Consider the following 22,695-nt stretch of genomic DNA (forward strand, 5'->3'; position numbering starts at 1 on the left):
GAAAGCGAGGATACCGCGGAACCTGAACAGTTCACACTGGCTGCCTCGCTCTCTCCCTACTTATCCTACGTTAAAGTAACGTGCTTCTTTATGTGCAAAAACAATCGCGGAGACAGAAGCTTCCGGCTCCATCATGAACGACTCCGTCAGCTCAACGCCAATATCCTCAGGCTTCAACAAATTAAACAGCTTCGCCTGATCTTCGAGATTAGGGCATGCTGGGTAACCGAATGAGAAGCGTTGACCGATATATTTGGCCCCGAATCTTTCTTGCATGGTCATGTCCACGCGATCTGCAATCCCAACAACATCACGCATAATGTGATGAACGCGCTCAGCAAATCCTTCTGCTACTTCTAAAGCTGTCGCTTGCAAAGCATGAGATTTCAAATAATCCCCTTTATCGCGCCATTCCTTCGCTAACTCATTAATATCATGGCCAGCTGTCACGAGTAAGAAACCTACATAATCCATTTCGCCACTATCAACCGATTTCAAATAATCAGCTAAACATAGGTAAGGTTCCTTGTCTTGTCGAGGGAATGTAAACGTCTCGAGCACCTTGCTTGTATCTGACGGATCATAAATGATGACATCATTCCCACTGGATTGTGCTGGGAAGAAGCGATACATACCGTGAGCCTTAATAATACCATTATGCTGAGCAGCATGGAGAATCGAGTCAACGGTGTCTTTCAATTGCATCGCTTTCGTATCTTTATCACTCAACAACTGCTCGACTTTCCCCTTCAAACCAAGGTGATGACCTAACAGCATTTGCATGTTCACATAAGGCATCAAATGGCTGATCGGATAGTCACGCAAGATATGACGATCCGTATCCTGCGGCACTTGAACTGGCAGATCTTTGGAGACAGCTGACGAACTCACGCGTGTAAGCTGCGGCAACTTCTCTTCTTTTTTGCCCGTATCCATGACATCGGACTCTAGACTTTCACGAAGCTCTTGGATCAAACGTTTCCGCTGCTCAGGATCACTCAAACGATTCGCAATATCTAGTCCATCCATCGCATCTTTCGCGTAAAGAACAACACCTTCGTACTCTGGTTGAATCCGAGTTTTGGTGAATTTGCGGGTCAGTGCAGCACCACCAACGAGAATCGGTACGTCAACACCCGCTGTACGTAAATCCTGCGCAGTGATAACCATTTGCTGTGCCGATTTCACAAGTAAGCCCGACAATCCGATCGCATCCGCTTGCTCTCTGCGGTAGGCTTCGATAATTTGTTCTGGCGGTACCTTGATCCCTAGATTCACAATCTTATAACCATTATTGGAAAGGATGATTTCTACGAGATTTTTACCAATATCGTGAACATCACCTTTGACAGTTGCCAAAATAATTTTACCCTTGACTGCGGTTTCGGATTTCTCCATAAATGGCTCTAGATAATTAACGGATGCCTTCATGACCTCAGCGCTTTGCAACACCTCAGCAACGATAAGTTCGTTCCCATTAAAGAGACGCCCAACTTCCTCCATTCCTTTCATGAGTGGCCCATTAATGACCTCTAGCGGGGAATAGGTTTGAAGTGCGATTTCTAAGTCAGGTATTAAACCTTCTTTTGTACCTTCAACAACATAGGAACCCAGTCTTTCTTCCAGAGATAGATTGGAAATCTTCTCTTTCTTTTCGACTTTTTTCTCACGGAAGTGAGCGACAAAATTCGCCAAAGTCTCATCCGTTGTATTATAAATGAGTTCTTCTGCTAGTTGACGCTCTGTTTCCGGAATCGATGCATACCGCTCTAGTTTCTCCGTATTTACGATCGCATAATCAAGTCCAGCTTTCGTACAGTGGTACAGATAAACCGAGTTCAGAACTTCACGACCTGCATCCGGTAAACCGAATGAGATATTACTTAGTCCTAGAATCGTTTTGGCAAGCGGATATTTCTCTTTAATCAGCTTGATCCCTTCAATGGTTTCCACGGCAGAACCAATGTATTGCGGATCTCCTGAACCAACAGGGAACATGTTCGGATCAAAAATAATATCTTCCGGATTCATCCCATACTTGCCAGTAAGAAGCTCATAGGAACGTGTTGCCACTTCGATTTTCGCTTGACGGGACACCGCTTGGCCGCGCTCGTCAATCAGAATACATACGACAGATGCTCCGTAACGGTGAATCAATGGTAAAATCCCTGCGAATTTCGTCTCTCCATCTTCTAAGTTAATCGAGTTGATAATCGCTTTACCTTGTGAATATTTGAGTCCAAGCTCAATGATGTGATCATACGTCGAGTCAATCATTAATGGCACTTTGACTTTTTTGACAACCTCTTGCATGAATTCCTCTACTGCGTAGGCTTCGTCAATATCCGTATCTTGTAGATTAATATCGATGACATGTGCGCCGTTTTTCACTTGGTTCCGAGCAATTTCAGAGCCCTCTTCAAATTTACCCTCTTTGATCAGACGCTTAAACTTTCTGGATCCGGAAATATTCGTCCGCTCACCAACCATGATAGGACGGTTTTCTGGCTCAATATAAACAGTCTCAATACCGGAAATCGCAGGTGGATGGGAGCCATATTCTGATCTTGGCTTGTAATTGGCTAACGTTTCAGCCATCGCACGAATGTGCTCAGGCGTCGTTCCGCAACAGCCGCCGGCAATATTGATCCAGCCTTGCTCTGCAAATCCAGCCATTTTCTTCGCCAAAGATTCTGGTGATTCGTGGTAGTGACCATTCTCATCCGGCAACCCTGCGTTCGGATAACAGCTGATCGCTGTATCTGCAATACCGGCTAATGTACGGATGTGATCTCTCATGAATTCTGGTCCTGTTGCACAGTTCAAACCCATCGAAATCGGCTTCAAATGCTCAAGTGAAATATAGAAGGATTCAATATTTTGTCCAGCAAGTGTTGTACCCATTGGCTCGATAGTTCCGGAGATCATGATGGGCAGCTCTACACCTAAAGTTTCAAAAGCTCTGCGAATCCCAATACTTCCTGCTTTCACGTTGAGTGTATCTTGGGAAGTCTCTAGCAGCATCGCATCTACGCCTGCCTCAATGAGTGCAAGCGCTTGTTCGTAGTAGCTTTCTTCCAGTTGCTCGAAAGTCACACCACCCGTTACGGATAAGGTTTTGGTTGTCGGACCCATAGCCCCCACAACGTATCTCGGCCATTCTGGTGTCGAATATTTCTCAGCAGCCGCAATCGCCAATTTGGCAGCGGCGATATTCAACTCCCGATGACGATCTTGCAAGTCATACTCCGCCAAAACGACACTCGTCGTTCCGAACGTATTCGTTTCTATCATATCAGCGCCAGCGGCGAAATAAGCTTCATGAATTTTTTGAATGACATCTGGGCGTGTCACACATAGGATTTCATTACATCCATCTAAGTCATCACTTCCGAAATCATCAGCCGTCAAATTCTCCTGCTGGATCATCGTACCCATGGCACCATCTAGGATCATAATCTTTTTCTTTAGTTGTTCTTGAATCGGTGGTTTCTTCATGACTAGACTCCCTTTCAACTTTTCCTAAACCGTAATAAAAAAAACGACAAATTATGTTAAGATTTAGTGTAACAGAATAAGGCCTTTATGAAAAGATTTTGAATTATCATAAATTCCTATGGGTTTTATCGGAAATATTTATTTCCTTCCATCGACAGTTACCATGATTTCCACTATAATATGTATATATTTATTGAAGAAAGAGGGATGTAGCGTGGCACAAATTAGAATTCGTAATACAAATGAACGCATCGAAGGCGAAAATGAAGTTAAAGCCTTCTTGGATAGTCAAGAAGTTGTCTATGAACACTGGGACGCAAACAAGCTTCCTGTCGCACTACGCGAGAAATTCACCCTAAGTGATGAAGAAAAAGCAGAAATCATTTCCATGTATGAACCAGAAATCAAAGATCTAGCCGCTAGACGCGGTTATGAAATTTGGGATGTTATTTCCCTTTCTGATGTAACTCCGAATATCGAAGAGCTTTTGAAGAAGTTCGAGCAAGTGCATACGCACACAGAAGATGAGATTCGTGCCATCGTGTCAGGTAAAGGAATTTTCATTATCAAATCCGAAGAACACGGCTATTTCGATGTCGAACTTGAGCCAGGAGATGTCATCTCCGTTCCAGAGAACACGAACCACTTCTTCACTTTGATGGATAACCGTGAGATCGTTGCTGTTCGCCTTTTCATCGAAAAAGATGGTTGGGTTGCTTACAATGTCGATGATCCACAATTCAGTAAAGCTTAATCTTAACTTCGTAAAAAATAGCCCAACAGCACAGGACATTACGTCTTGCTTCGCTGCTGGGCTTTTCTATTCATAAACCTTATGACCTAACCGTTCGCAATAATCGGCAATACTTCTTGAAGACGGCTTACTTCGTAAGCGGGTACGATTTCATCGCCACTTTGTAGTCCGTGATGATTAATCCAGATATTACGCATACCGATGCTTCCCGATCCCAAAATATCTGTTGTTAGCTTGTCCCCAATCATAATGCCTTCGTCAGCATTGATATCAAGCAGCCCTAATGCATAGTTGAAAATTGCCGCAGCTGGCTTCCCTTGACCGAATTCACCTGAAATTACGATATGATCAAAGTAGGAAGCAATCGCAGGAACACCTGCTAATTTCTCCTTTTGAAGATCTGGTGAACCGTTTGTTAGAAGGAGCAGCTTGTAGTTACCCTTCAACGCATCTAACACGCGGAACGTTTCTTCATATACATAGGGACGACTGCGACGCTCAGTTGCAAACAACTCACCTAGCTTGTAGCCAAGCTCACGATTCTCGATTCCAAGTGCAGCTAAACCTCTTGTCCAAGATTCCGTGCGGTAGCCTGGCGCTAGCTTCTCTAACTTACGGAAGTTCTCATCTTCACCTTGCGTGAAGTTAGCCCATAGTCCTTCAAATGGATTAATCCCAATCATTTTCGTAAATGGGAACGTCTCGAAGGATTCATATAAACTTCTTGCTTCTTTACGAACAGAAGCTTCTAATTCCTCAGGTTTGACATCGACATGCTTCGCTGCTTCTTCACAAGTTGCAGTAAAGGCTTCCTCCACACTACGATCATCCCATAATAGCGTATCATCCAAATCAAAAAGCACAGCTTTCAACGTCATCATTCATTTCCCCTTTGAATGTAGTATCTATGTGTAAGCTTAATTCTCTTCGTCAGTGAACTTAATCGAATCCAGTTGGACTTTCAGGTTCCCTCTGAATGCATCAATATACTTCTTTCTCAGCTCGTTGCGCTCATCCAGTTCTGCATCTGTTAGGCCAACTGTCTTCGCTTTGCGAGCTAATTCATTGATGCGCTCAATCGTTTTATCCATGCTGTCACTCATTGTAATCCTCCCAGTCAAAATTTCAATATGAGTACTACTTTGCCATCACCGTTTGTGATTGTCAAGGATACATCATAAAGAGCCATAGACCTTAGGGTCCATAGCTCAAACTTTCATCTATATAGATAACTAAAAATGTACGTATTAAGGAAGTAATAGAACCTGACCCGCTTGTAGTGAACTGCTCGATAAATGATTAAATGATTTCAATCGTTCGACATAAGAACGTGTGTTCTCACCCTTCTTTTTGTGAGAGTCAGCGATTTCCCAGAGTGTATCACCACTTTGAATAACTATCTTCTCGTGTTGAATCGGTTGTGCGGATGGTTGAATGGAAGCAGTTGATGTAGACGATGTAACCGTACTATCACCTGCATAGGCTTGTACAATCGCACCAAACGAAAACACAGTTCCAAGAATTACTGCTATCAGCAAGAAACGAAGTAGTAGTTTCGCATGACCCCGTTTAGTCGTCATCCCTTTGGATGCTTGAGCAGTACCTTGAAGTATTGTTGTTCTTCCGTTCGATTGTGAATAAGCCATATACATAAAATCATCCCCCAAACATTTGTTCTGATATCAGAATAACACGAACACATGTTTGAGTCAACCATTTCTCGAACTTATGTTTGTACGAACTCGGGTTCTATGTTATACTTTGGGTAATGATTCCCAGTATTGGAGTGATATCTTATGAGTAAAATTTCGCAGCGTCAACAAGCAATCATGGAATTCATTAAGAACGAAGTGAAAGATAAGGGCTACCCGCCTTCCGTTAGAGAAATAGGCGAAGCTGTTGGACTAGCTTCCAGTTCAACTGTACATGGACATTTGGAGCGTCTTGAGAAAAAAGGCATGATTCGTCGAGATCCTACTAAACCGCGTGCAATCGAAATTCTAGGGCTTGATGGTGCCGAATCCCAATTCGCAGTTTCCGTCGCTCGTGTTCCCCTCGTTGGTAAAGTAACAGCAGGTGTACCTATTACAGCCACTGAGAATATCGAAGATTACTTCCCGCTTCCTACTAGCATGGTTGGCGACAACAACGTGTTCATGCTCAGCATTATGGGTGACAGTATGATCGAAGCTGGCATTCATAATGGCGACTATGTCATCGTTAAACAACAACAAACAGCGAACAACGGCGATATCGTTGTCGCCATGACCGAAGATGATGAAGCTACCGTTAAGCGTTTCTACAAGGAGAAGGATCACATTCGCCTTCAACCTGAGAACTCCGCTTTGCAGCCTATTCTCTTGAAGAATGTAACGATCCTAGGGCGCGTTATCGGTTTGTTCCGGGATATGTAAGACACCAATACCGCAAAAAAGCAGGCCCTCAAAGTGATATTTCACTTGAGAGCCTGCTTTTTTTCATCCTACTAAAAAGTTAATACCCAGTTCCCCGCACGGAAAATCGGCTCGATCGTCCCATCTGCTAGTTCCCCATCGATCTCAAGTTCCGCAGAACCTATCATAAAATCCACATGGATCAAGGAGCTATTCCCTCCTCGAGATTTCAACTCCGCATTAGACAGCGTAGTCCCTTCCTTCAAATTGATCGGATAACAGCTGCCTAAGGCCAGATGGCATGATGCATTCTCATCAATACCCGTGTTATAGAAAATACGATTAACATTGGAAATCGGAGAATCAAATGGCACAAGTGCAACCTCTCCTAGATAGCGTGCACCTTCATCCATATCCAATAAACGAGCCAAATGGTCATAACCCACTTCAGCTTGGAAATCTACAACCTTACCTGCTTCGAACGTAAATGAAAACCGATCTACTAATGCCCCATTGATATTTAACGGCATCGTACTCGCTACAGTTCCACTTACCCCTGTTCGGTTTGGAATGGTAAACACTTCTTCCGTCGGCATATTCGCCACATAACGGATGCCCCGAGCGTTCTCATTATCCCCGCCTAGCCAAATATGTCCCTCAGGCAGCTCAACTCGTAGATCAGTCCCTGAAGCCCGATAACGCAGCGCTTTATAACTTCTTTCATTCAACAAGCTATGCGTGGCCTTTAGCGTATCCAAATGTGTCTGCCATGCCGCAATAGGATCATCTTCATATACACGATTGAACTGAAAAACAGCATCCCACATCGCAGGAATACGCTCCTCTATAGGCAAATCCGCATACACCATGTTCGCCCAGGCTTCTGTAGGCGCTTTGATCAGACACCAGCTGAACTGGCCTGTTCGTACATACTGTTGGTACTTGGCTCTCGCCGTTGATGCAGCTTTTGATGCACGCGAAATTAAACTAGCATCAATCCCGTCATACAAGTTAGGATTCGGAACCTTGATATTCAACAATGCGCCGCCATTTTCTACAAAACGCTCCAACATCGTCGTGTACCACTCCGGGTAATAATCCATCGATTCATCCTGCGCATGATCAAATTTGCTTCGTGTTACAACATCGTCTTGCCAATGCACATGCACATAATTTGCCCCTGCTTCATATGCTTTCTGGACAATAAGCCTTGTTAAATCAAGTGTCTCAATAGGCGCTTCTACCAAGAGGTCTTGACCTTTATTCAAATTAACCCCAATGCGGATCACTAACTCTGCATACTTCTCTAAATTTCTATTAAAATTGTCCATTGTTCAATTATTCTCCTTCGCATTAAAAAGCCCACCAGCTCTCATAAACGAGGCTGACGGGCTCTAATTATCTAATTGTAAGAATCAAATCCTAGTACAGGGATAGATATTGATCTCTTTCCCATTGGTGAACTTGTGTGCGATACATATCCCACTCAATTTCCTTCAGCTCATAGAAATGCGCCAGCGCGTGTTCGCCTAGTGTATCGCAAACAACATCATCACGTAGCAACTCATCTAGAGCTTGTTTCAAGTTAAGCGGTAAGCTAGGAATACCTTCAGCTTCACGCTCTTCTTCCGTCATCACATAAATGTTACGATCGGTTGGCGGAGGAAGCTGCATTTTGTTCTTGATGCCATCCAAACCTGCTGCCAGCATAACTGCCAATGCCAAGTATGGATTTGCCGCTGGATCCGGGTTACGAACTTCAACACGCGTGCTTAGGCCACGGGAAGCTGGAATCCGAATCATAGGGCTGCGGTTACTAGCTGACCATGCTACATAACAAGGGGCTTCATAACCAGGAACTAGACGTTTATAGGAGTTAACCGTTGGGTTCGTAATCGCTGCAAAAGAACGCGCATGACGAAGTACGCCCGCCATATATTGTCTTGCTACTGTGCTCAAACCTAATTTATCGCTTTCATCATAGAACGCATTCGTCTCACCCTTGAACAAGGATTGGTGACAATGCATCCCTGATCCGTTCATTCCGAACAATGGCTTCGGCATAAACGTTGCGTGCAAGCCATGCTGTCTAGCTACTGTTTTGACAACAAGCTTAAAAGTCTGGATTTGGTCAGCTGCTTTGATCGCATCTGCATATTTAAAATCGATTTCGTGTTGGCCAGGCGCTACTTCGTGATGAGAAGCTTCAATCTCGAAGCCCATTTCTTCCAAAGTTAGCACGATATCACGGCGGCAGTTCTCACCTAGATCCATTGGTGCCAAATCAAAGTAACCACCTTGGTCATTCAACTCTGTAGTTGGGTTACCTTTTTCATCTGTTTTGAAAAGGAAGAATTCCGGTTCCGGTCCAACATTCATCGCCGTGTAACCCATTTCTTCTGCTTGCTTTAATGCGTTTTTCAAAATAGCGCGCGGATCCCCAGGGAATGGCGTGCCATCCGGCATATAAATGTCACAGATTAAACGTGCAACTTTGCTTTCCGTAACCCATGGGAAAATAACCCATGTATCCAAATCCGGATACAAATACATATCCGACTCTTCAATACGAACGTAACCTTCGATAGAAGATCCATCGAACATCATTTTATTATCAAGCGCTTTCTCAAGTTGGCTTAGAGGAATTTCTACGTTCTTAATACTTCCCATCAAGTCTGTGAATTGCAAACGGATGAAACGAACGTTTTCTGCTTTGGCAATACGAAGAATATCTTCTTTGGAATAGTTAATGTTATAACTCACGTGTGCATTCTCCTCTCAAATGTTAAGCGATTGGACAACTGATTTTATTTGTAAAATCTGGACAACTGCCCCTGAATCAAAGACACTTGATCCGGACGTTTACCCCCGCCAATCAATTGCTGCTTCAGCATTTTGTGCAATTGAGAGTCGGTTAATTCTTTCCGTTTCACTTCCGTGTGCTCGTTAAGGATGGTTGCATCCTCAGAATCCTTATCCACAGGGATAAGAACCTGCTTGATACCTGCAATGTTGACACCTTTTTCAATCAAATCTTTAATCTCAAGAAGACGTTCCACGTCATTAAACGAATAGAGCCGTTGATTACCAGCAGTACGTGCCGGGATGATCAGTTCGTGTTGCTCATAGTACCGAATTTGTCTTGCTGTCAAATCAGTCAGCTTCATGACGATTCCGATAGGGAATAACGCCATATTTCTACGTATTTCATCACTCATGCTAATCACTCCTGGTCAGTAAGTACCTCTCTCTCATTGTACCTTCCTAACAAAAACGTGTCAAGGAGTGTCAGGTTTGTTCACAGTTTAAATTTTCACAGTAATCCCTTGTCTTCCATATGTTGGATAGCCGTTAGTACACCTAACTTACAATGTGAGTAGGTCAAGCCGCCCTGCATATATGCGATGTATGGCTCTCGAATTGGCGCATCTGCGGACAGCTCCAAGCTGCCACCTTGAATGAATGTGCCTGCAGCCATGATGACCGGATGCTCGTAGCCAGGCATGTCCCAAGGCTCTGGCACGACATGCGAATCGACAGCAGACGCCTTCTGGATGCCTTGGACGAAAGTGATCAAGTGCTCCGCCGACGTGAAGCGGATCGCTTGAATCAAATCCGTCCGCGGCGCGTCCCAACGCGGAGAGCTAACAAAGCCGAGGTCTTCGAAGATCGCTGCCGCGAAGACCGAGCCTTTGACGGCTTGCCCCACCAAATGCGGGGCAAGAAATAGCCCTTGAAACATAGCTCGCGTCGCGCCGAGCATGGCACCGACCTCGCCCCCAATACCGGGGGCGGTCAGTCTGTATGCGGCGAGCTCGACGAGGTCAGCTCGCCCGGCGATGTAGCCGCCCGAAGGGGCGATGCCGCCGCCGGGGTTCTTGATCAGCGAGCCAGCCATGAGATCGACGCCAACCTGCGTCGGCTCCTGCGGCTCTGTGAATTCGCCATAGCAATTGTCCACGAAGACAATCAGCTCTGGGTTGATCTCTTTAACAAATCGGACCATTTCGCCGATTTGTTCGACCGTGAACGACGGCCGCCACGAGTAGCCGCGTGAACGCTGGATGCCGATCACCTTCGTGTTCGGCTGAATGGCTGCAGTGATGGCGGACCAGTCCGGAGAGCCGTCCTCCAAGAGCTCGACTTCGTCATAGCCGATGCCGAAGTCTTGGAGAGAGCCTGTGCCATCGCCAGGCTTACCAATGACCTTGTGCAACGTATCATAAGGCTTACCCGTGATGTAAAGTAGATGTTCGCCAGGTCGAAGCACGCCAAACAAAGCCGTACCAATCGTATGCGTGCCTGATACAAAGTGAGGACGCACAAGTGCCGCTTCCGCTCCCATCGCATCCGCATAGACAAGATCAAGAACTTCTCGGCCGCGGTCATTATACCCGTACCCCGTCGATGAAGCAAAATGATAATCACTTACTTTATGTTTTTGAAAGGCTTCAATGACCTTCCATTGATTACGATCAATGGTTTTCTCGATTTGACGAAAAGCGCTCTCTACGCGTTGTTCCGCCTTTTCCATTCTTGCTAGTACTTTTTCCCCGAAATGCATCTTAGTTGCTCTCTCCCTCGTTCTCATCCTGCTCTGACTTTTTCTCTACCGATTGATCGTAATCTACCAGCAGATAGGCCTGTTTGACATAATCCTCCTTGTTCACTCGAACCTTGAAGATCATGTCTTCCCCATCCACATCGGTCTCAAGTACCTCGCCAATGCGATACATGAGGGCAATGATATCCCCTTTATTAGCTGGAATGCGGAATTCCTTGCTATCGCCCATCAGCTTATCTTCAATCGTATTACGAAGACGCTCTAGATCGTCAGGCGTGTAGGCACTCATTTTCATGAATTCGCCTTCCGTTGTAAGCATTTCCCGATCTTCCGCAGGACAAAGATCAATTTTATTAAAAATGGTGATTTGTTCTTTCTGATGAGCGCCAAGCTCTTCCAACACTTCCTGCACGACACGCATTTGCTCGACACGCATATCCGTCGAGCTATCTACCACATGAAGAATCAAATCAGCCTCATTCGCCTCCTCCAACGTGGCGCGGAACGAAGCGACAAGATCATGGGGAAGATTTTGAATAAAACCTACTGTATCTGTAAGAACGATTTCCTTCCCGCTTGGTAATACCATTGTGCGTGATGTTGGATCTAGGGTAGCGAAAAGTTGATTCTCAATATAGACATCCGCCTGCGTTAGTTGTTTCAACAACGTAGATTTCCCTGCATTGGTATACCCCACTAAAGCGACTTGGAATACACCGCTCTTCTTACGACGTTCTCGGTGCAGTGTACGGTGACGAACAACTTCCTCCAGCTGTGCCTTTAGCTCGTCAATGCGCCCACGGATGTGCCGGCGATCGGTTTCCAGCTTCGATTCACCGGGACCTCTCGTTCCGATACCACCGCCTAGACGAGACAGGTTTTTACCTTGCCCTGAAAGTCTCGGCAACAGATAGCTTAGCTGCGCTAATTCAACCTGAATAATCCCTTCACGTGTTTTGGCACGTTGGGCAAAGATATCCAAAATCAACTGCGTACGATCAATAATTTTCACATCAAGTGCTGCTTCCAAATTACGTACCTGTGCACCTGACAGTTCCTGGTCGAATATCGCTGTATTTCCGCCAAGCTCTTCTAACATCAGCTTTAATTCTTCGACCTTTCCTTTTCCAATAAACCACTTGGTATCCTTGGCTTCTTTATTCTGTGTCATTGTCTCCAGCACCTGAACGCCAGCAGTTTCTGCCAACTTCACTAACTCTTGCAATGAATATTCTGCCAAAAGCTCATTTTTCTTCTGTTTCTGTGTAATCAAACTGACGAGCACAGCTCTGTCATCGATGTCTTTCTCTACCATATGTGAAGTTGTTTTCATAGTCGTCTCCTTTAACTTCCTGCAAATGACTTAAAATGACTGAAATAAGGCCCTACTGGCCTATTCCTTCATTATTGTGTAGGAAATGATTAGGAAAGTCAATTTGCCTCTCAGGAAAATTCGATTATAACGGACTTCCTCCTCGAGCTTCGATCCATAAATTGGTATTGCCTAAAAACAACAAGAAAAACCATCTAACCTTCACAGTTAAATGGTTCCACGATCCTTATTTAAATTTCACATCTTCCGGACGAATCGACATCAGTTCGATTTTGGAGGGTGTGTTCACATACTGACTAAGCAACCGAACTGCTTGATGCCGCATCGCTTTCTCCAAAATGTTTCTAACATACCTCGCATTACTGAACGCCCGCCAGGTCATCGCTTTCTCCTCAGCGAGATGCTGCTTTAATTTCGCAAGGGTTTGCGGCAAGAGCACATACTCCCGATCCTTCGCCATCAACTCCGTGATTTGGATCAGTTGATCAATGGCATAATCCTCGAATTCAATTTGAATGGGAAAGCGCGAAGGAAGTCCAGGATTTGTCGCTAAGAATTGCTCCATTTCATCACTATAGCCAGCCAAAATCAGGATAAATTCATTTTTCTTGTCTTCCATGCCTTTGACTAGCGCATCAATGGATTCCTTGCCAAAATCCTTCTCGCCGCCACGTGCCAAGCTGTATGCCTCATCAATAAATAGGACGCCGCCCATCGCTTTTTTCATCAGTTCGCGTGTTTTCAATGCGGTATGCCCGATGTATTCACCTACAAGGTCTGCTCGTTCCACTTCAATGAAATGTCCCTTACTCAGTACGCCCATAGCATGAAACATGCGGCCTAGAAGCCGTGCTACTGTCGTTTTCCCAGTTCCAGGAGCACCCTTGAAAATCATATGGTACACATGAGCATTGCTCATAAGTCCAGCTTCAACACGAAATTGTGAAATCTGGAGGAGCGCATAAATTTCATGTACCAGCTCTTTGACATTTTCTAAGCCTATTAGCTGATTCAGCTCTTTGAAAATATCGGATAGCGGCCCCTCCATTGGCGTCCTTTTGCCAGAAATCATTGGCTCGGCGTCGGCAAGGGGTACAGCTCCTGACTGCCCACCCGATCCCTCAACAGTACGCCGCTGACTGCCTGGTTCCGGCTGCCGTAAAACGATGTTGATTTGTCTGGATGGCAAGCTTCTACCACTCATGAGGATCACCTCGTTTACATGATGGTTTATTAGTTCGTATCCACCATCCTACGCTTGGAAACATCATTTTAGACCGTAGCCAGCATAGTTATACACGGTTAGCTGTTACTTGTTCCTTTTATACTTAGGTTAACATAAGCAAATCTATGAATATCTCCTTATCCAACGCGCCGAAGTATCGTTTTAACTCCACATCTGACAAGCGTTCAAGCACTGCTTTTTCCTCATACCGTGTACCAGCTAGCTTCTCTTCCAACTCAGCCACATCATGTGCACCAAAGAAATCACCAAATATTTTAACTTGCTGAATATGTCCTTCTTCAATGGCTAGCCGAATATCGATGCGACCAATGCCTTCAATTCTTTTCGCATGTTGAACCGTACTTTTGGGTGACTTGCCATAATTCCAATCCCAATTCTGATAACGCTCTTCTGAGATGAGATGAATCTGATTCCAGTCTTCTTCAGTAAGCGTGTACGTTGGCACAGATGCTTCATTCACTCCGAAAATAGAGGTAAGAAGCTTCACTCGGAACTCCTCCATCGTCAGAGGTTCTTTCAGAAATTCAACGATATTCGCAACCCGGCTGCGGATAGATTTAATCCCTTTCGATTGAATTTTATCCGGATCAACACGAAGGGCTGACACGACATTCTCTACCTCCGAATCGAACAGAAGCGTGCCATGACTAAACATTCTCCCCTTCGTTGAAAATTGCGCATTACCCGAAATTTTGCGCTCCCCTACTTGAATATCATTGCGACCAGTTAATTCCGCTTCGATACCAAGTCCATGCAGTGCTTCAACCACAGGTGCCGTAAACTTTTGAAAATTGTGAAAAGAGTTCCCATCATCTTGGGTAATAAAACTAAAATTCAAGTTGCCCAGATCGTGGTATACCGCGCCTCCGCCAGACAAACGACGGACAACGTGCAGGTTATTCGCTTTGACATATTCAGGATTAATTTCTTCTAACGTGTTTTGATTTTTACCGATGATGATGGAGGGTTCGTTAATATAAAAAAGCAAATAACTTTCGCCAGCTGGGAGCTGTCGCAGGGCAAATTCTTCAATAGCCAGATTGATCCTCGGATCTGTAATTCCTTCATTATCAATAAAAAGCATACTTATTCTCCTTTATTCTAATCCATTAGTTTTGTCGTAAGGGTGCGATTTAAGGTCAGCATACCAAGGGATGCATAGAAGCACATTGCTCGCTCATTAAATTCCCAAACATTTAACTCAAGAGATGCAGCTTCGCGTTCTCGCGCCCATCGGGTAGCAGCCTCATAGAGCTTCCTGCCAACACCTTGCCGCTGGTGCGTGGAAGCTACTGCAAGTTCATTTAAGTAGGCATACTTGCGTGGAACTAACGCTTCATAGTTCGGACTCTGTTTCATCTCCAGCATAGCCACACCGATCACGTCAGAACCAAGTACCGCTACAATGATCTCCTTGTCCGACTTCGCCGAGAAGCTCCTGTACCATCCCATTGCTACAACATGATCAAGTCGGGTAAATCGATCTGGCAATGCCTCCGCATGTTCTTCCTGACCTTCTCGAATGATGGCGTTCACCGCATTGAAGTCTTCCAACGTCGCCGATCGCAATAATAGTTCCATTCTTGTTTACCTCCGAAAATGAAATCCAATCGTCTAATGTAGGTACATTTGATTTTTCATCATTGAATTTTTATGCATTAAAATGTATATTTATGTAATAGTTTATGGGGATGGAGGTTACATTTCATGCAAACAGAAAGAGATTTTTTCGAATTTATTGATCGCATAGCAGCCAATACTTGGCCTGCAGAAACTAGTTCCATGGTGGATCACTGGCATGTCAGAGCTTCAAAGGGTATAACCAAACGGGCAAACAGCGTTTTTGCAGTTGGTTCTTACCCGCGTGAGGATAATTGGCTTTCACGTGTTGAACAATTTTACCATAGTCACGGGCTACCTGCTATTTTCCATATCAGTCATGCATCACCTGAGCATTTGGATCGCCTGTTGCAAGATCAAGGTTATGAACTCGATACGCCTTGTTTAATGATGACGGCTGAGAGTGCATGCGTAGCTGCTACAGCACTAACGTGCATGCAGAAAAAGTATCCTAACTCCTTGTCACTTGATGTAATGATTTCAGAAACGTTAACTCCAGAGTGGTTGGATGCCTTCCTATACCTTGAAAAGTACCCAGAAGAACGTAGGAGCTTCTATCAAGGGTTATGTGATCGGATGCCATCACCTAAGGCTTTTATCACACTGAAGGAACAAGGGCAAATCGTTGCACTTGGCACAGCCATCGTAGAGGGCAAATGGGCTGGTTTCGTCAATGTGATTGTGCACGAAGAGCATCGCGGCAAAGGCTACGGATACGCCATCCTTCATGCCATGACAGCTTGGAGTATTACTCAAGGCGCTACACAGCAATATTTACAAGTTATTACTGACAACTCACCAGCCGTTTCTTTATATGAGAACCTGGGATATCAAACGAAATATGGCTATCATTACCGTGTGAAGTATGATTTGGCTGCTCTTGTATCATCCTAACAAAGAATTTCGTTGGATGAAAGGAGCCGATTACATGACTGCCACGAAGGAGAAACCCGTATTCCCACCACAGCACCAGAACCACCAGCCTGGCATCGAATCTGACATGACGCCGCTTCCCGAATTTGAGAAGGCTAGTTATCAACCCGCAGGTAAACTCAAGGATAAGGTGGCCATCATCACGGGAGGTGATAGTGGAATCGGTCGCGCCATTGCTGTTGCTTATGCGAAAGAAGGTGCAGATGTTGTCATCGTTTACCTGAATGAACATAAGGACGCGGAAGAAACACATCAACACGTAGAGCAAGCTGGCCGGAAGTGTCTGCACATCGCAGGTGACATTGGTGAAGAGAGCTTTTGCAAACAAGTCATCTCCCAAGTTATCAAGGAGTTCGGGAAGCTCGACATCTTGGTGAATAATGCAGCCGAACAACATCCTAAGCAAAGCATTACAGATATTACATCCGCTCAACTGGAGCGAACGTTTCGTACGAATATTTTCTCCTACTTCTATATGACGCAAGCCGCGCTTCCTCATTTGAAGTCTGGCAGTGCTATCATTAACACTGCTTCCATTACTGCCTACCACGGACACGAGCAATTAATTGATTATTCATCAACGAAAGGCGCCATCGTCACCTTCACACGTTCACTCTCCCTCCAGTTGAATGCTAAAGGCATTCGAGTGAATGGGGTCGCTCCTGGGCCGATCTGGACGCCTCTGATCCCTTCTACGTTTACAGCACAGGAAGTTGAGGTCTTTGGCTCTACGACACCAATGAAACGAGCAGGTCAGCCTAGTGAATTGGCTCCGAGCTATGTATTCTTAGCCAGCGAGGATTCCTCGTATATGGCAGGGCAAATTCTTCATATTAACGGTGGCACTATCGTGAATGGCTAGATGAGAAAAAGCATGACAGACAGCGGTTCTCCGCTTTCCTGTCATGCTTTCTTTATTTTAACCCAAGCTTCAATTGCAATTTGGTTAAGTACCAGTTCGTGTAAGCCAACGTTTCTCTCGTATCATGATAAGGCATAAAAAGTACTTCTGATTTTGTTGTGGAGACAAACGGATCTATGTAGCCCAGTGTTTTGGCAATATCAAGTGACCGTGAGCCATGAAACTTATGGGTAACGATAATTGAACTCACAAGTGATTTTTCATCCATCATTTGTTTGCTGAACAGTAAATTCTCATAGGTGCTCGTTGCATTAGGCTCGATTAAAATGCCTGTTTTCGGCACCCCTTTTTTCACCAAATAGTCCCGCATCCCCTCAGCTTCTGTTAGCTTGGAGCCATTGTGATCCAATCCACCGGTAACGATAAGTTGTTTGAAACGCCCTTGGTTGTACAAATCCACGGCTAAGTCTAGCCGTTCTTGCAGACCTGGGCTCGGTGTATCATTGCGTAAAGAAGCACCTAATACAATTCCGACATCGACCTGCTTCGGCAAAGTCTGTTGCGGCCCTACTTGCACCTTCCACTGGATAAAAACAAGCCAGGCCACCAGTAGTGTAAAGGAGATCAATGTAATTTGAAATGTCCTTACAAATAAACGATACAACTTCGATGGCCGTTTGCTTTTACTCGTATTGGCTTTCCTCTTCGTTGGCGCGGGATTGATAGCGCTTTGTTTCTTGTTCATGCTAGGCTTTACCGGCATCCAACCTACTCCTTATCCAAAAATGCACTTACTTGCCGAAATAAGGCTGGTGCATCCTCGCTCAAACAGATCAAATGATCCGATTTAGCGTGCCAATGCAGCTCTCGCTGCCCTCTCAGCTTGCTATAAATGTATCGCGCACTTTGCGGATGGATCACTTGGTCTCTTTCCGACTGCGCGATGAGTGTAGGTTTATTCACTTGACTCAGCTCTGGCTTCAGATGTCGAACAAGTCTCGTGAATTGCCAAGTGGCAACGAGTGGGGTTGATTTCCCCTTTATTAAAGTAATTTTCCGCTGATACTTCCATTCATCACGGAGGACGTTCAGCAGTCTGCCTGGGCTAACATAGATGACAGCTGTGTTTAACAAAATAAGTTTGCGCACAGGGTACCGAACGGATAAATAAGCAGCTAGAAGACCCCCCATTGAAAATCCCACCATATCAAAGGACCCATAGGTTTCTGTCATTCTGTCCGCATGCCTCTCGGCAGCCTGCACCCAATCTTCCCAACGCGACGCGTGAAGCTGATGTCGGCTCTCTCCATTCCAGGGTAGGATCGGTACCTCACATAGCTGACCACGTTCTCGTAAATGCCGAGCTAACGGCTCAACCTCATAAGGTCCACCTGTAAATCCATGGAACAATAAGCACGGTTGTTTCATGAGATCCACTCCTATCCAGCATGAAAGCGTTGTTTATGTTAGTTTATTTTTCTTTGATGGTAATGGTGTTAATCGTGACCTTTTCTTTTGGCTTACTTGGCGTGGACTCTCCACCCATTTCTACTGGTGTTTCTGCGATTTTCAAAATTGTGGCCATACTGTCTGCTGTGACTTTTCCGAAAATCGAATAATTCGGCGCACTGTTCAAATTAGAGCAATCCGCACCCGAACAAATGAAAAATTGGCTGCCATTCGTGTTCGGACCTGAATTAGCCATTGCCACAGTACCTGGTTCATATTTATGAGTCGTCTTCAACTCATCCGCAAATTTATAACCTGGCCCCCCTCTGCCAGTTCCTTGGGGATCTCCCGTTTGAATCATGAAGGCTTTGATAATCCGGTGAAACGTTACGTTGTTATAGAAGCCTTCTTTGGATAAGAAGACGAAGTTGTTTACCGTCTTTGGCGCTTCTTTCGCGTAAAGATCAATGGTGAACGTCCCTTTGGAAGTAGTCACTTCAGCTTGATATGTTTTGTTCGAATCAATGATCATATCAGGAGCTTTGCTCCACTGCTTCGCTCCAGCAGGTGATGTCGCCGGCGATGCTGCTGCAGTTGGAGAGGATGTGCTCGGCGATGAAGTCCCGCCAGTCGTTTCTGTTGGTTTGTTCCCGCATGCTGAAGCGAGTAGCGTCAGCGTAAGCAAGGAAGCAGTGATTAACATTTTGTAATTCATTGACTTGGTGGCAAATTTCATTGATGGATCCTCCAGTTAATTAGATTGGCATTGCAGGACGTAAGTGCCAGTTGAGCGACTGCATGGCGGCGAGTCAGGCTCGAGCAACCGCTTTGCGGCGAGCAAGCTGCCTTTTAACGACCCTTTTGGGCGTTACTTGCTTGTCCGCCTCGGCTCGCTAGAGAGATAAGGCCCTTTTGGGGCCTTATCATGCTCGAGCAACCGCTTTGCGGCGAGCAGGCTGCCTTTTAACGCCCCTTTTGGGCGTTATTTGCTTGTCCGCCTCGGCTCGCCTGAGATATAAGGCCCTTTTGGGGCCTTATCAGGCTCACTTTGCCAACTAAGTCCCACTCTTCGGCTTGTCATCCGTTGGCTTACCGGGAGAAGGTGTCGGCGTTGGTGTCGGCTTCGGACTCATAGATGGACTAGGCGTCGGGCTAGGCCCTGTTTCATTCCCATTACCTGGCTTAATCGTCGGCACCGGCGTCTGTGAAGGACCTGGCTTCCCAGAAGGTGACGGAGATGGACTGGTCCCACTCCCTGGCGAAGGTGAAGGTGATATCGATGGTGTTGGAGATGGAAGCCCTCCATTCGGCAACGAATCATCCTTTGGAATTTCGACGGTAACTACATTCGACTTCGCCCCTGGCGTATTCGAACTTGTTTCCATCGGAACGACGTAGTATTGATAGGTTTCTCCACTGTTTATCGTCGTATCTTCAATTTGCGATTTAGGTGTTTGAATAATCATTTGCGCTTCGGCCTCAGTTGAGCTTTTACGGAACAATTGGTAGCTAACTTTATCGCCTAGCGAAGTCCATGCTATTTTCACTTGCTTCGTTTCTGGCACGTAAACGGCTGATACATCGGCAATCCCCGTCGGCGGTTCTTTCAAATCATCGACATTTGCAGGCTTAACAAAGTTTGTAACTGTCTTACCCGCTAACGACAGCGTCATGACTTCCTTGAAAATAGCAGCTGTGCTGCCGCTTCCTACCGACACATAATGCTTGGAATCGACTTTATCAAAGCCTTCCCACACGGCCGCAGTCCATTCAGGCGTATAGCCCACGAACCAGACATCTCGATCGTACTGTTCAATGCCTTTAATATCAAGTCCTGTAGATCCCGTCTTCCCAGCGACTGGCCGATTCAACTTCGCTTTGACACCCGTACCACCCGTTTCTACTACACCTTGCAACAACAAGGTCATGTAGTAGGCAGTTTTTGGCTGCATGACTTGCTTTTTCTCCGGCTTGTATGCCGCAACTTCTTTACCTTGTGAATCGGTTATACGTAGAATCGCATGCGTTTTGTTTTGAACCCCTTGATTGGCAAAGGCCGTGTAAGCTGTCGCCATTTGCAATGGCGATACGCCATCCGTAAGACCGCCTAGCGCAACCGCTAAATTCTGATCCTTCTGAGCGTTTAAGGTCGTACCTAACTTATTAGCAAAATCAATCCCCGTCCGAACACCTATTTTATTTAATAACCAGACAGGTGCTAGATTGTAGGATTTCTTGACGGCTTCGAACATCGTCACTTGCCCATGTGTTTGGCGGTCATAGTTTTGTGGTGTATACGAGCCGAAAGAAGTCTGCGTATCATCAAGTAACGAATATGGCGTATATTTCCCACTTTCTAAAGCAGGAGCGTACACCGCAATTGGTTTAAATGAAGATCCTGGCTGTCTTTTCGAGTACACACGACTGAACCCTTTGGTTTTATAATCGCGTCCACCAATTAAACCCATGATACCACCGGTTTTATTATCCAAAATGACCATCGAACTCTGAATTTTTTGACCATCAGCTGCGTCCTTTTGGAAGAAACTCGGATTCGCATAAGTTTTCTCAATGTTTTGCTGCGCTTTAATATTCATCGTTGTGTAAATGCGATAACCTTTGGTCAACAATTCATCTTCTTCAATACCGTACATGTCTTCTGCTTCATTAACAACATAGTCAACGAAAGAAGCATACTCTTTGGTCCCCGTGTTTCCAGTGACAGGCGGTACATAATCAACAGCAGCGGCTTTCGCACGCTCAGCCTCTGTAATGTAACCCTGATCCGTCATCAGCCTTAGAACAACAGCTCGACGTTCCTTGGATAAATCAGGATGTGTTAATGGTGAGTATCTCGAAGGTGCTTTGGGTAACGCGGCAAGAGTCGCCATTTCCCATACTTCCAAGTCATTCAAATTGGATTTGCCAAAGTACACCTTGGCTGCTGCTTTAATACCGTAAGCGTTACTCCCGAAGAAAATACGATTCAAATATTTTTCTAAAATCTCATCCTTCGTAAACCGTTCATCGAGCGCAAAGGCGATCGACATTTCCGTACCTTTCCGGAATGCGGTTTTCTCAGAGCTTAAGAATACGTTTTTGGCAAGCTGCTGTGTGATGGTACTTCCACCTTCCACATAGCTCATGTGTATAATATCCGTTGCCAATGCGCGGCCGATCGCCCGTAGATCTACCCCGGAATGTTCATTGAAGCGACGATCCTCTGTGGCGATAAAAGCTTGCTGCAGTCGTTCTGGAACGTCTTTGATATTGACGCTTTCCCGATTTTCACCGCGATAAATTTTTGAGATCTCTGTTGCAGGTTTGTCTTTCCCATCCTTATCTTTGCCTTCCTCTTGTGCATAAATAAGTGTCGACTCTGTCGTGGAAATAATTTTATCAATATTTGCATCCAAAATTTTGAAGCCGCTCATAATGACAACAATATAGATGCCTGTCGCACAGATGACAGCAACGATTGCTGCAATGATGGTACCCATAATGAACTTACGTGCACTAAATCGCTTTTTCTTGGATCCCTTACTATTGCTCTGTTTGGACTCCCTTGGCTTGGTTTGCGGCGTGGATGGACGTCTCGTAGGTTTATCCATATTCACCAACTCCCTTACGTTTCGTTTCTCTCTATTTAGAAGATGAAACCAACAAAAGAACAACCTTTATACAAGGTTGCTCCCAAAAGTTTCTATTCGGTTAGACGTTTCAGTCCATTAAAAAGTTGCAAATTGAAGCGAAAACCCAATTATTCCGATGCTTCTGCAGCTGCCATTAACGAAACAGCACGCTGTGGTGTGAAGGTAGAGATGGCATGCTTGTACACCATTTGTTGACGTCCTTCGCTGTCAATAATGATGGTGAAGTTATCAAATGCACGAATAAGTCCTCTAATTTGAAAGCCATTCGTTAAATAAACAGTAACAGGAATGCTTTCTTTACGCAGCTGATTTAGAAAATTGTCCTGAATATTAATGGATCGATTCATCAGTAGGTCCCCCTTAATGGAAAGAAACTTTCGCCTTCACGGC

Annotated in this window: 22 protein-coding genes; 5 read left to right on the plus strand and 17 right to left on the minus strand. The window is 45.2% G+C overall.

Annotation, left to right across the window (positions count from 1 at the left end; translation table 11 throughout):
• Window positions 1-60: 60 nt before the first annotated feature.
• Entirely contained in the window at window positions 61-3,498 is a 3,438-nt protein-coding gene (metH, locus tag AC58QT_RS06905; RefSeq protein ID WP_497408310.1) for a methionine synthase, read from the minus strand.
• A gap of 214 nt (window positions 3,499-3,712) precedes the next feature.
• Between metH and AC58QT_RS06910 the strand changes: the two genes are divergently transcribed.
• Window positions 3,713-4,252: a 1,2-dihydroxy-3-keto-5-methylthiopentene dioxygenase gene (locus AC58QT_RS06910; RefSeq protein ID WP_497408311.1), complete on the plus strand. Its 540-nt coding sequence runs from the start codon at window positions 3,713-3,715 to the stop codon at window positions 4,250-4,252.
• Between the two features lie 86 nt (window positions 4,253-4,338).
• On the opposite strand, the gene AC58QT_RS06915 is transcribed toward AC58QT_RS06910, so the two are convergent.
• From AC58QT_RS06915 to AC58QT_RS06925, 3 genes are all read right to left on the minus strand, one after another.
• Window positions 4,339-5,130 (minus strand): HAD family hydrolase, encoded by a 792-nt coding sequence (locus AC58QT_RS06915; protein ID WP_497408852.1) that lies wholly within the window; start codon window positions 5,128-5,130, stop codon window positions 4,339-4,341.
• A gap of 39 nt (window positions 5,131-5,169) precedes the next feature.
• Window positions 5,170-5,355, minus strand: coding sequence for a DUF896 domain-containing protein (locus AC58QT_RS06920; protein ID WP_497281850.1), 186 nt, complete (start codon window positions 5,353-5,355; stop codon window positions 5,170-5,172).
• Window positions 5,356-5,499: 144 nt separating this feature from the next.
• A complete protein-coding gene (locus AC58QT_RS06925; protein ID WP_497408312.1) occupies window positions 5,500-5,904 on the minus strand; it encodes a LysM peptidoglycan-binding domain-containing protein in 405 nt (134 codons plus the stop codon).
• Window positions 5,905-6,048: 144 nt separating this feature from the next.
• Here AC58QT_RS06925 and lexA point away from each other — a divergent pair, with 144 nt between their 5' ends.
• Window positions 6,049-6,666: a transcriptional repressor LexA gene (gene lexA / locus AC58QT_RS06930; protein ID WP_497408313.1), complete on the plus strand. Its 618-nt coding sequence runs from the start codon at window positions 6,049-6,051 to the stop codon at window positions 6,664-6,666.
• A gap of 71 nt (window positions 6,667-6,737) precedes the next feature.
• Here lexA and AC58QT_RS06935 read toward each other — a convergent pair whose 3' ends face one another.
• The 8 genes from AC58QT_RS06935 to AC58QT_RS06970 form a co-directional block, all read right to left on the minus strand.
• Entirely contained in the window at window positions 6,738-7,976 is a 1,239-nt protein-coding gene (locus AC58QT_RS06935; protein ID WP_497408314.1) for an aminopeptidase, read from the minus strand.
• A 91-nt stretch (window positions 7,977-8,067) separates the two neighbouring features.
• A complete protein-coding gene (gene glnA, locus AC58QT_RS06940) occupies window positions 8,068-9,396 on the minus strand; it encodes a type I glutamate--ammonia ligase (protein WP_497282754.1) in 1,329 nt (442 codons plus the stop codon).
• Between the two features lie 56 nt (window positions 9,397-9,452).
• Complete coding sequence (locus tag AC58QT_RS06945) at window positions 9,453-9,863, minus strand: MerR family transcriptional regulator (protein WP_047676992.1); 411 nt, start codon at window positions 9,861-9,863, stop codon at window positions 9,453-9,455.
• A gap of 95 nt (window positions 9,864-9,958) precedes the next feature.
• Entirely contained in the window at window positions 9,959-11,209 is a 1,251-nt protein-coding gene (locus AC58QT_RS06950; protein WP_497408315.1) for a methionine gamma-lyase family protein, read from the minus strand.
• Between the two features lies 1 nt (window position 11,210).
• Window positions 11,211-12,542, minus strand: coding sequence for a GTPase HflX (gene hflX, locus AC58QT_RS06955; protein ID WP_497408316.1), 1,332 nt, complete (start codon window positions 12,540-12,542; stop codon window positions 11,211-11,213).
• Window positions 12,543-12,768: 226 nt separating this feature from the next.
• Window positions 12,769-13,746: an AAA family ATPase gene (locus tag AC58QT_RS06960; protein WP_497408317.1), complete on the minus strand. Its 978-nt coding sequence runs from the start codon at window positions 13,744-13,746 to the stop codon at window positions 12,769-12,771.
• 124 nt (window positions 13,747-13,870) lie between these two features.
• A complete protein-coding gene (gene lplA / locus AC58QT_RS06965) occupies window positions 13,871-14,872 on the minus strand; it encodes a lipoate--protein ligase (RefSeq protein ID WP_497408318.1) in 1,002 nt (333 codons plus the stop codon).
• Between the two features lie 17 nt (window positions 14,873-14,889).
• Window positions 14,890-15,369, minus strand: a complete 480-nt coding sequence (locus tag AC58QT_RS06970) for a GNAT family N-acetyltransferase (protein WP_497408319.1) — start codon at window positions 15,367-15,369, stop codon at window positions 14,890-14,892.
• A 126-nt stretch (window positions 15,370-15,495) separates the two neighbouring features.
• Between AC58QT_RS06970 and AC58QT_RS06975 the strand changes: the two genes are divergently transcribed.
• Window positions 15,496-16,302, plus strand: coding sequence for a GNAT family N-acetyltransferase (locus tag AC58QT_RS06975; RefSeq protein WP_497408320.1), 807 nt, complete (start codon window positions 15,496-15,498; stop codon window positions 16,300-16,302).
• A 34-nt stretch (window positions 16,303-16,336) separates the two neighbouring features.
• The gene (locus tag AC58QT_RS06980) at window positions 16,337-17,203 is read left to right on the plus strand and encodes an SDR family oxidoreductase (RefSeq protein ID WP_497408321.1); all 867 of its coding nucleotides are present in this window, start codon (window positions 16,337-16,339) and stop codon (window positions 17,201-17,203) included.
• Between the two features lie 52 nt (window positions 17,204-17,255).
• On the opposite strand, the gene AC58QT_RS06985 is transcribed toward AC58QT_RS06980, so the two are convergent.
• From AC58QT_RS06985 to AC58QT_RS06995, 3 genes are read right to left on the minus strand one after another with little or no spacing between them, the layout of a single operon-like run.
• Window positions 17,256-17,966 (minus strand): YdcF family protein, encoded by a 711-nt coding sequence (locus tag AC58QT_RS06985; RefSeq protein ID WP_497408322.1) that lies wholly within the window; start codon window positions 17,964-17,966, stop codon window positions 17,256-17,258.
• A gap of 5 nt (window positions 17,967-17,971) precedes the next feature.
• Window positions 17,972-18,631, minus strand: coding sequence for an alpha/beta hydrolase (locus tag AC58QT_RS06990; RefSeq protein ID WP_497281869.1), 660 nt, complete (start codon window positions 18,629-18,631; stop codon window positions 17,972-17,974).
• A gap of 43 nt (window positions 18,632-18,674) precedes the next feature.
• Window positions 18,675-19,388, minus strand: a complete 714-nt coding sequence (locus AC58QT_RS06995; RefSeq protein ID WP_497408323.1) for a peptidylprolyl isomerase — start codon at window positions 19,386-19,388, stop codon at window positions 18,675-18,677.
• Between the two features lie 43 nt (window positions 19,389-19,431).
• Between AC58QT_RS06995 and AC58QT_RS07000 the strand changes: the two genes are divergently transcribed.
• Window positions 19,432-19,557: a hypothetical protein gene (locus tag AC58QT_RS07000; RefSeq protein WP_497408324.1), complete on the plus strand. Its 126-nt coding sequence runs from the start codon at window positions 19,432-19,434 to the stop codon at window positions 19,555-19,557.
• Window positions 19,558-19,707: 150 nt separating this feature from the next.
• Here AC58QT_RS07000 and AC58QT_RS07005 read toward each other — a convergent pair whose 3' ends face one another.
• On the minus strand, window positions 19,708-22,263 hold the full coding sequence (locus AC58QT_RS07005; RefSeq protein ID WP_497408325.1) for a transglycosylase domain-containing protein: 2,556 nt from the start codon (window positions 22,261-22,263) through the stop codon (window positions 19,708-19,710).
• A 149-nt stretch (window positions 22,264-22,412) separates the two neighbouring features.
• A complete protein-coding gene (hfq, locus tag AC58QT_RS07010) occupies window positions 22,413-22,652 on the minus strand; it encodes an RNA chaperone Hfq (RefSeq protein WP_029193229.1) in 240 nt (79 codons plus the stop codon).
• Between the last annotated feature and the right edge of the window lie 43 nt (window positions 22,653-22,695).

It is taken from the genome of Paenibacillus sp. J31R109 (assembly GCF_059692055.1).

Bases quoted from the DNA above. Each gene is read 5' to 3' on its own strand.
- metH (WP_497408310.1), bottom strand. From the start codon at position 3,498: ATGAAGAAACCACCGATTCAAGAACAACTAAAGAAAAAGATTATGATC.
- AC58QT_RS06915 (WP_497408852.1), bottom strand. From the start codon at position 5,130: ATGACGTTGAAAGCTGTGCTTTTTGATTTGGATGATACGCTATTATGG.
- AC58QT_RS06920 (WP_497281850.1), bottom strand. From the start codon at position 5,355: ATGAGTGACAGCATGGATAAAACGATTGAGCGCATCAATGAATTAGCT.
- AC58QT_RS06925 (WP_497408312.1), bottom strand. From the start codon at position 5,904: ATGTATATGGCTTATTCACAATCGAACGGAAGAACAACAATACTTCAA.
- lexA (WP_497408313.1), top strand. From the start codon at position 6,049: ATGAGTAAAATTTCGCAGCGTCAACAAGCAATCATGGAATTCATTAAG.
- AC58QT_RS06935 (WP_497408314.1), bottom strand. From the start codon at position 7,976: ATGGACAATTTTAATAGAAATTTAGAGAAGTATGCAGAGTTAGTGATC.
- AC58QT_RS06945 (WP_047676992.1), bottom strand. From the start codon at position 9,863: ATGAGTGATGAAATACGTAGAAATATGGCGTTATTCCCTATCGGAATC.
- AC58QT_RS06950 (WP_497408315.1), bottom strand. From the start codon at position 11,209: ATGCATTTCGGGGAAAAAGTACTAGCAAGAATGGAAAAGGCGGAACAA.
- hflX (WP_497408316.1), bottom strand. From the start codon at position 12,542: ATGAAAACAACTTCACATATGGTAGAGAAAGACATCGATGACAGAGCT.
- AC58QT_RS06960 (WP_497408317.1), bottom strand. From the start codon at position 13,746: ATGAGTGGTAGAAGCTTGCCATCCAGACAAATCAACATCGTTTTACGG.
- lplA (WP_497408318.1), bottom strand. From the start codon at position 14,872: ATGCTTTTTATTGATAATGAAGGAATTACAGATCCGAGGATCAATCTG.
- AC58QT_RS06970 (WP_497408319.1), bottom strand. From the start codon at position 15,369: ATGGAACTATTATTGCGATCGGCGACGTTGGAAGACTTCAATGCGGTG.
- AC58QT_RS06975 (WP_497408320.1), top strand. From the start codon at position 15,496: ATGCAAACAGAAAGAGATTTTTTCGAATTTATTGATCGCATAGCAGCC.
- AC58QT_RS06980 (WP_497408321.1), top strand. From the start codon at position 16,337: ATGACTGCCACGAAGGAGAAACCCGTATTCCCACCACAGCACCAGAAC.
- AC58QT_RS06985 (WP_497408322.1), bottom strand. From the start codon at position 17,966: ATGCCGGTAAAGCCTAGCATGAACAAGAAACAAAGCGCTATCAATCCC.
- AC58QT_RS06990 (WP_497281869.1), bottom strand. From the start codon at position 18,631: ATGAAACAACCGTGCTTATTGTTCCATGGATTTACAGGTGGACCTTAT.
- AC58QT_RS06995 (WP_497408323.1), bottom strand. From the start codon at position 19,388: ATGAAATTTGCCACCAAGTCAATGAATTACAAAATGTTAATCACTGCT.
- AC58QT_RS07005 (WP_497408325.1), bottom strand. From the start codon at position 22,263: ATGGATAAACCTACGAGACGTCCATCCACGCCGCAAACCAAGCCAAGG.
- hfq (WP_029193229.1), bottom strand. From the start codon at position 22,652: ATGAATCGATCCATTAATATTCAGGACAATTTTCTAAATCAGCTGCGT.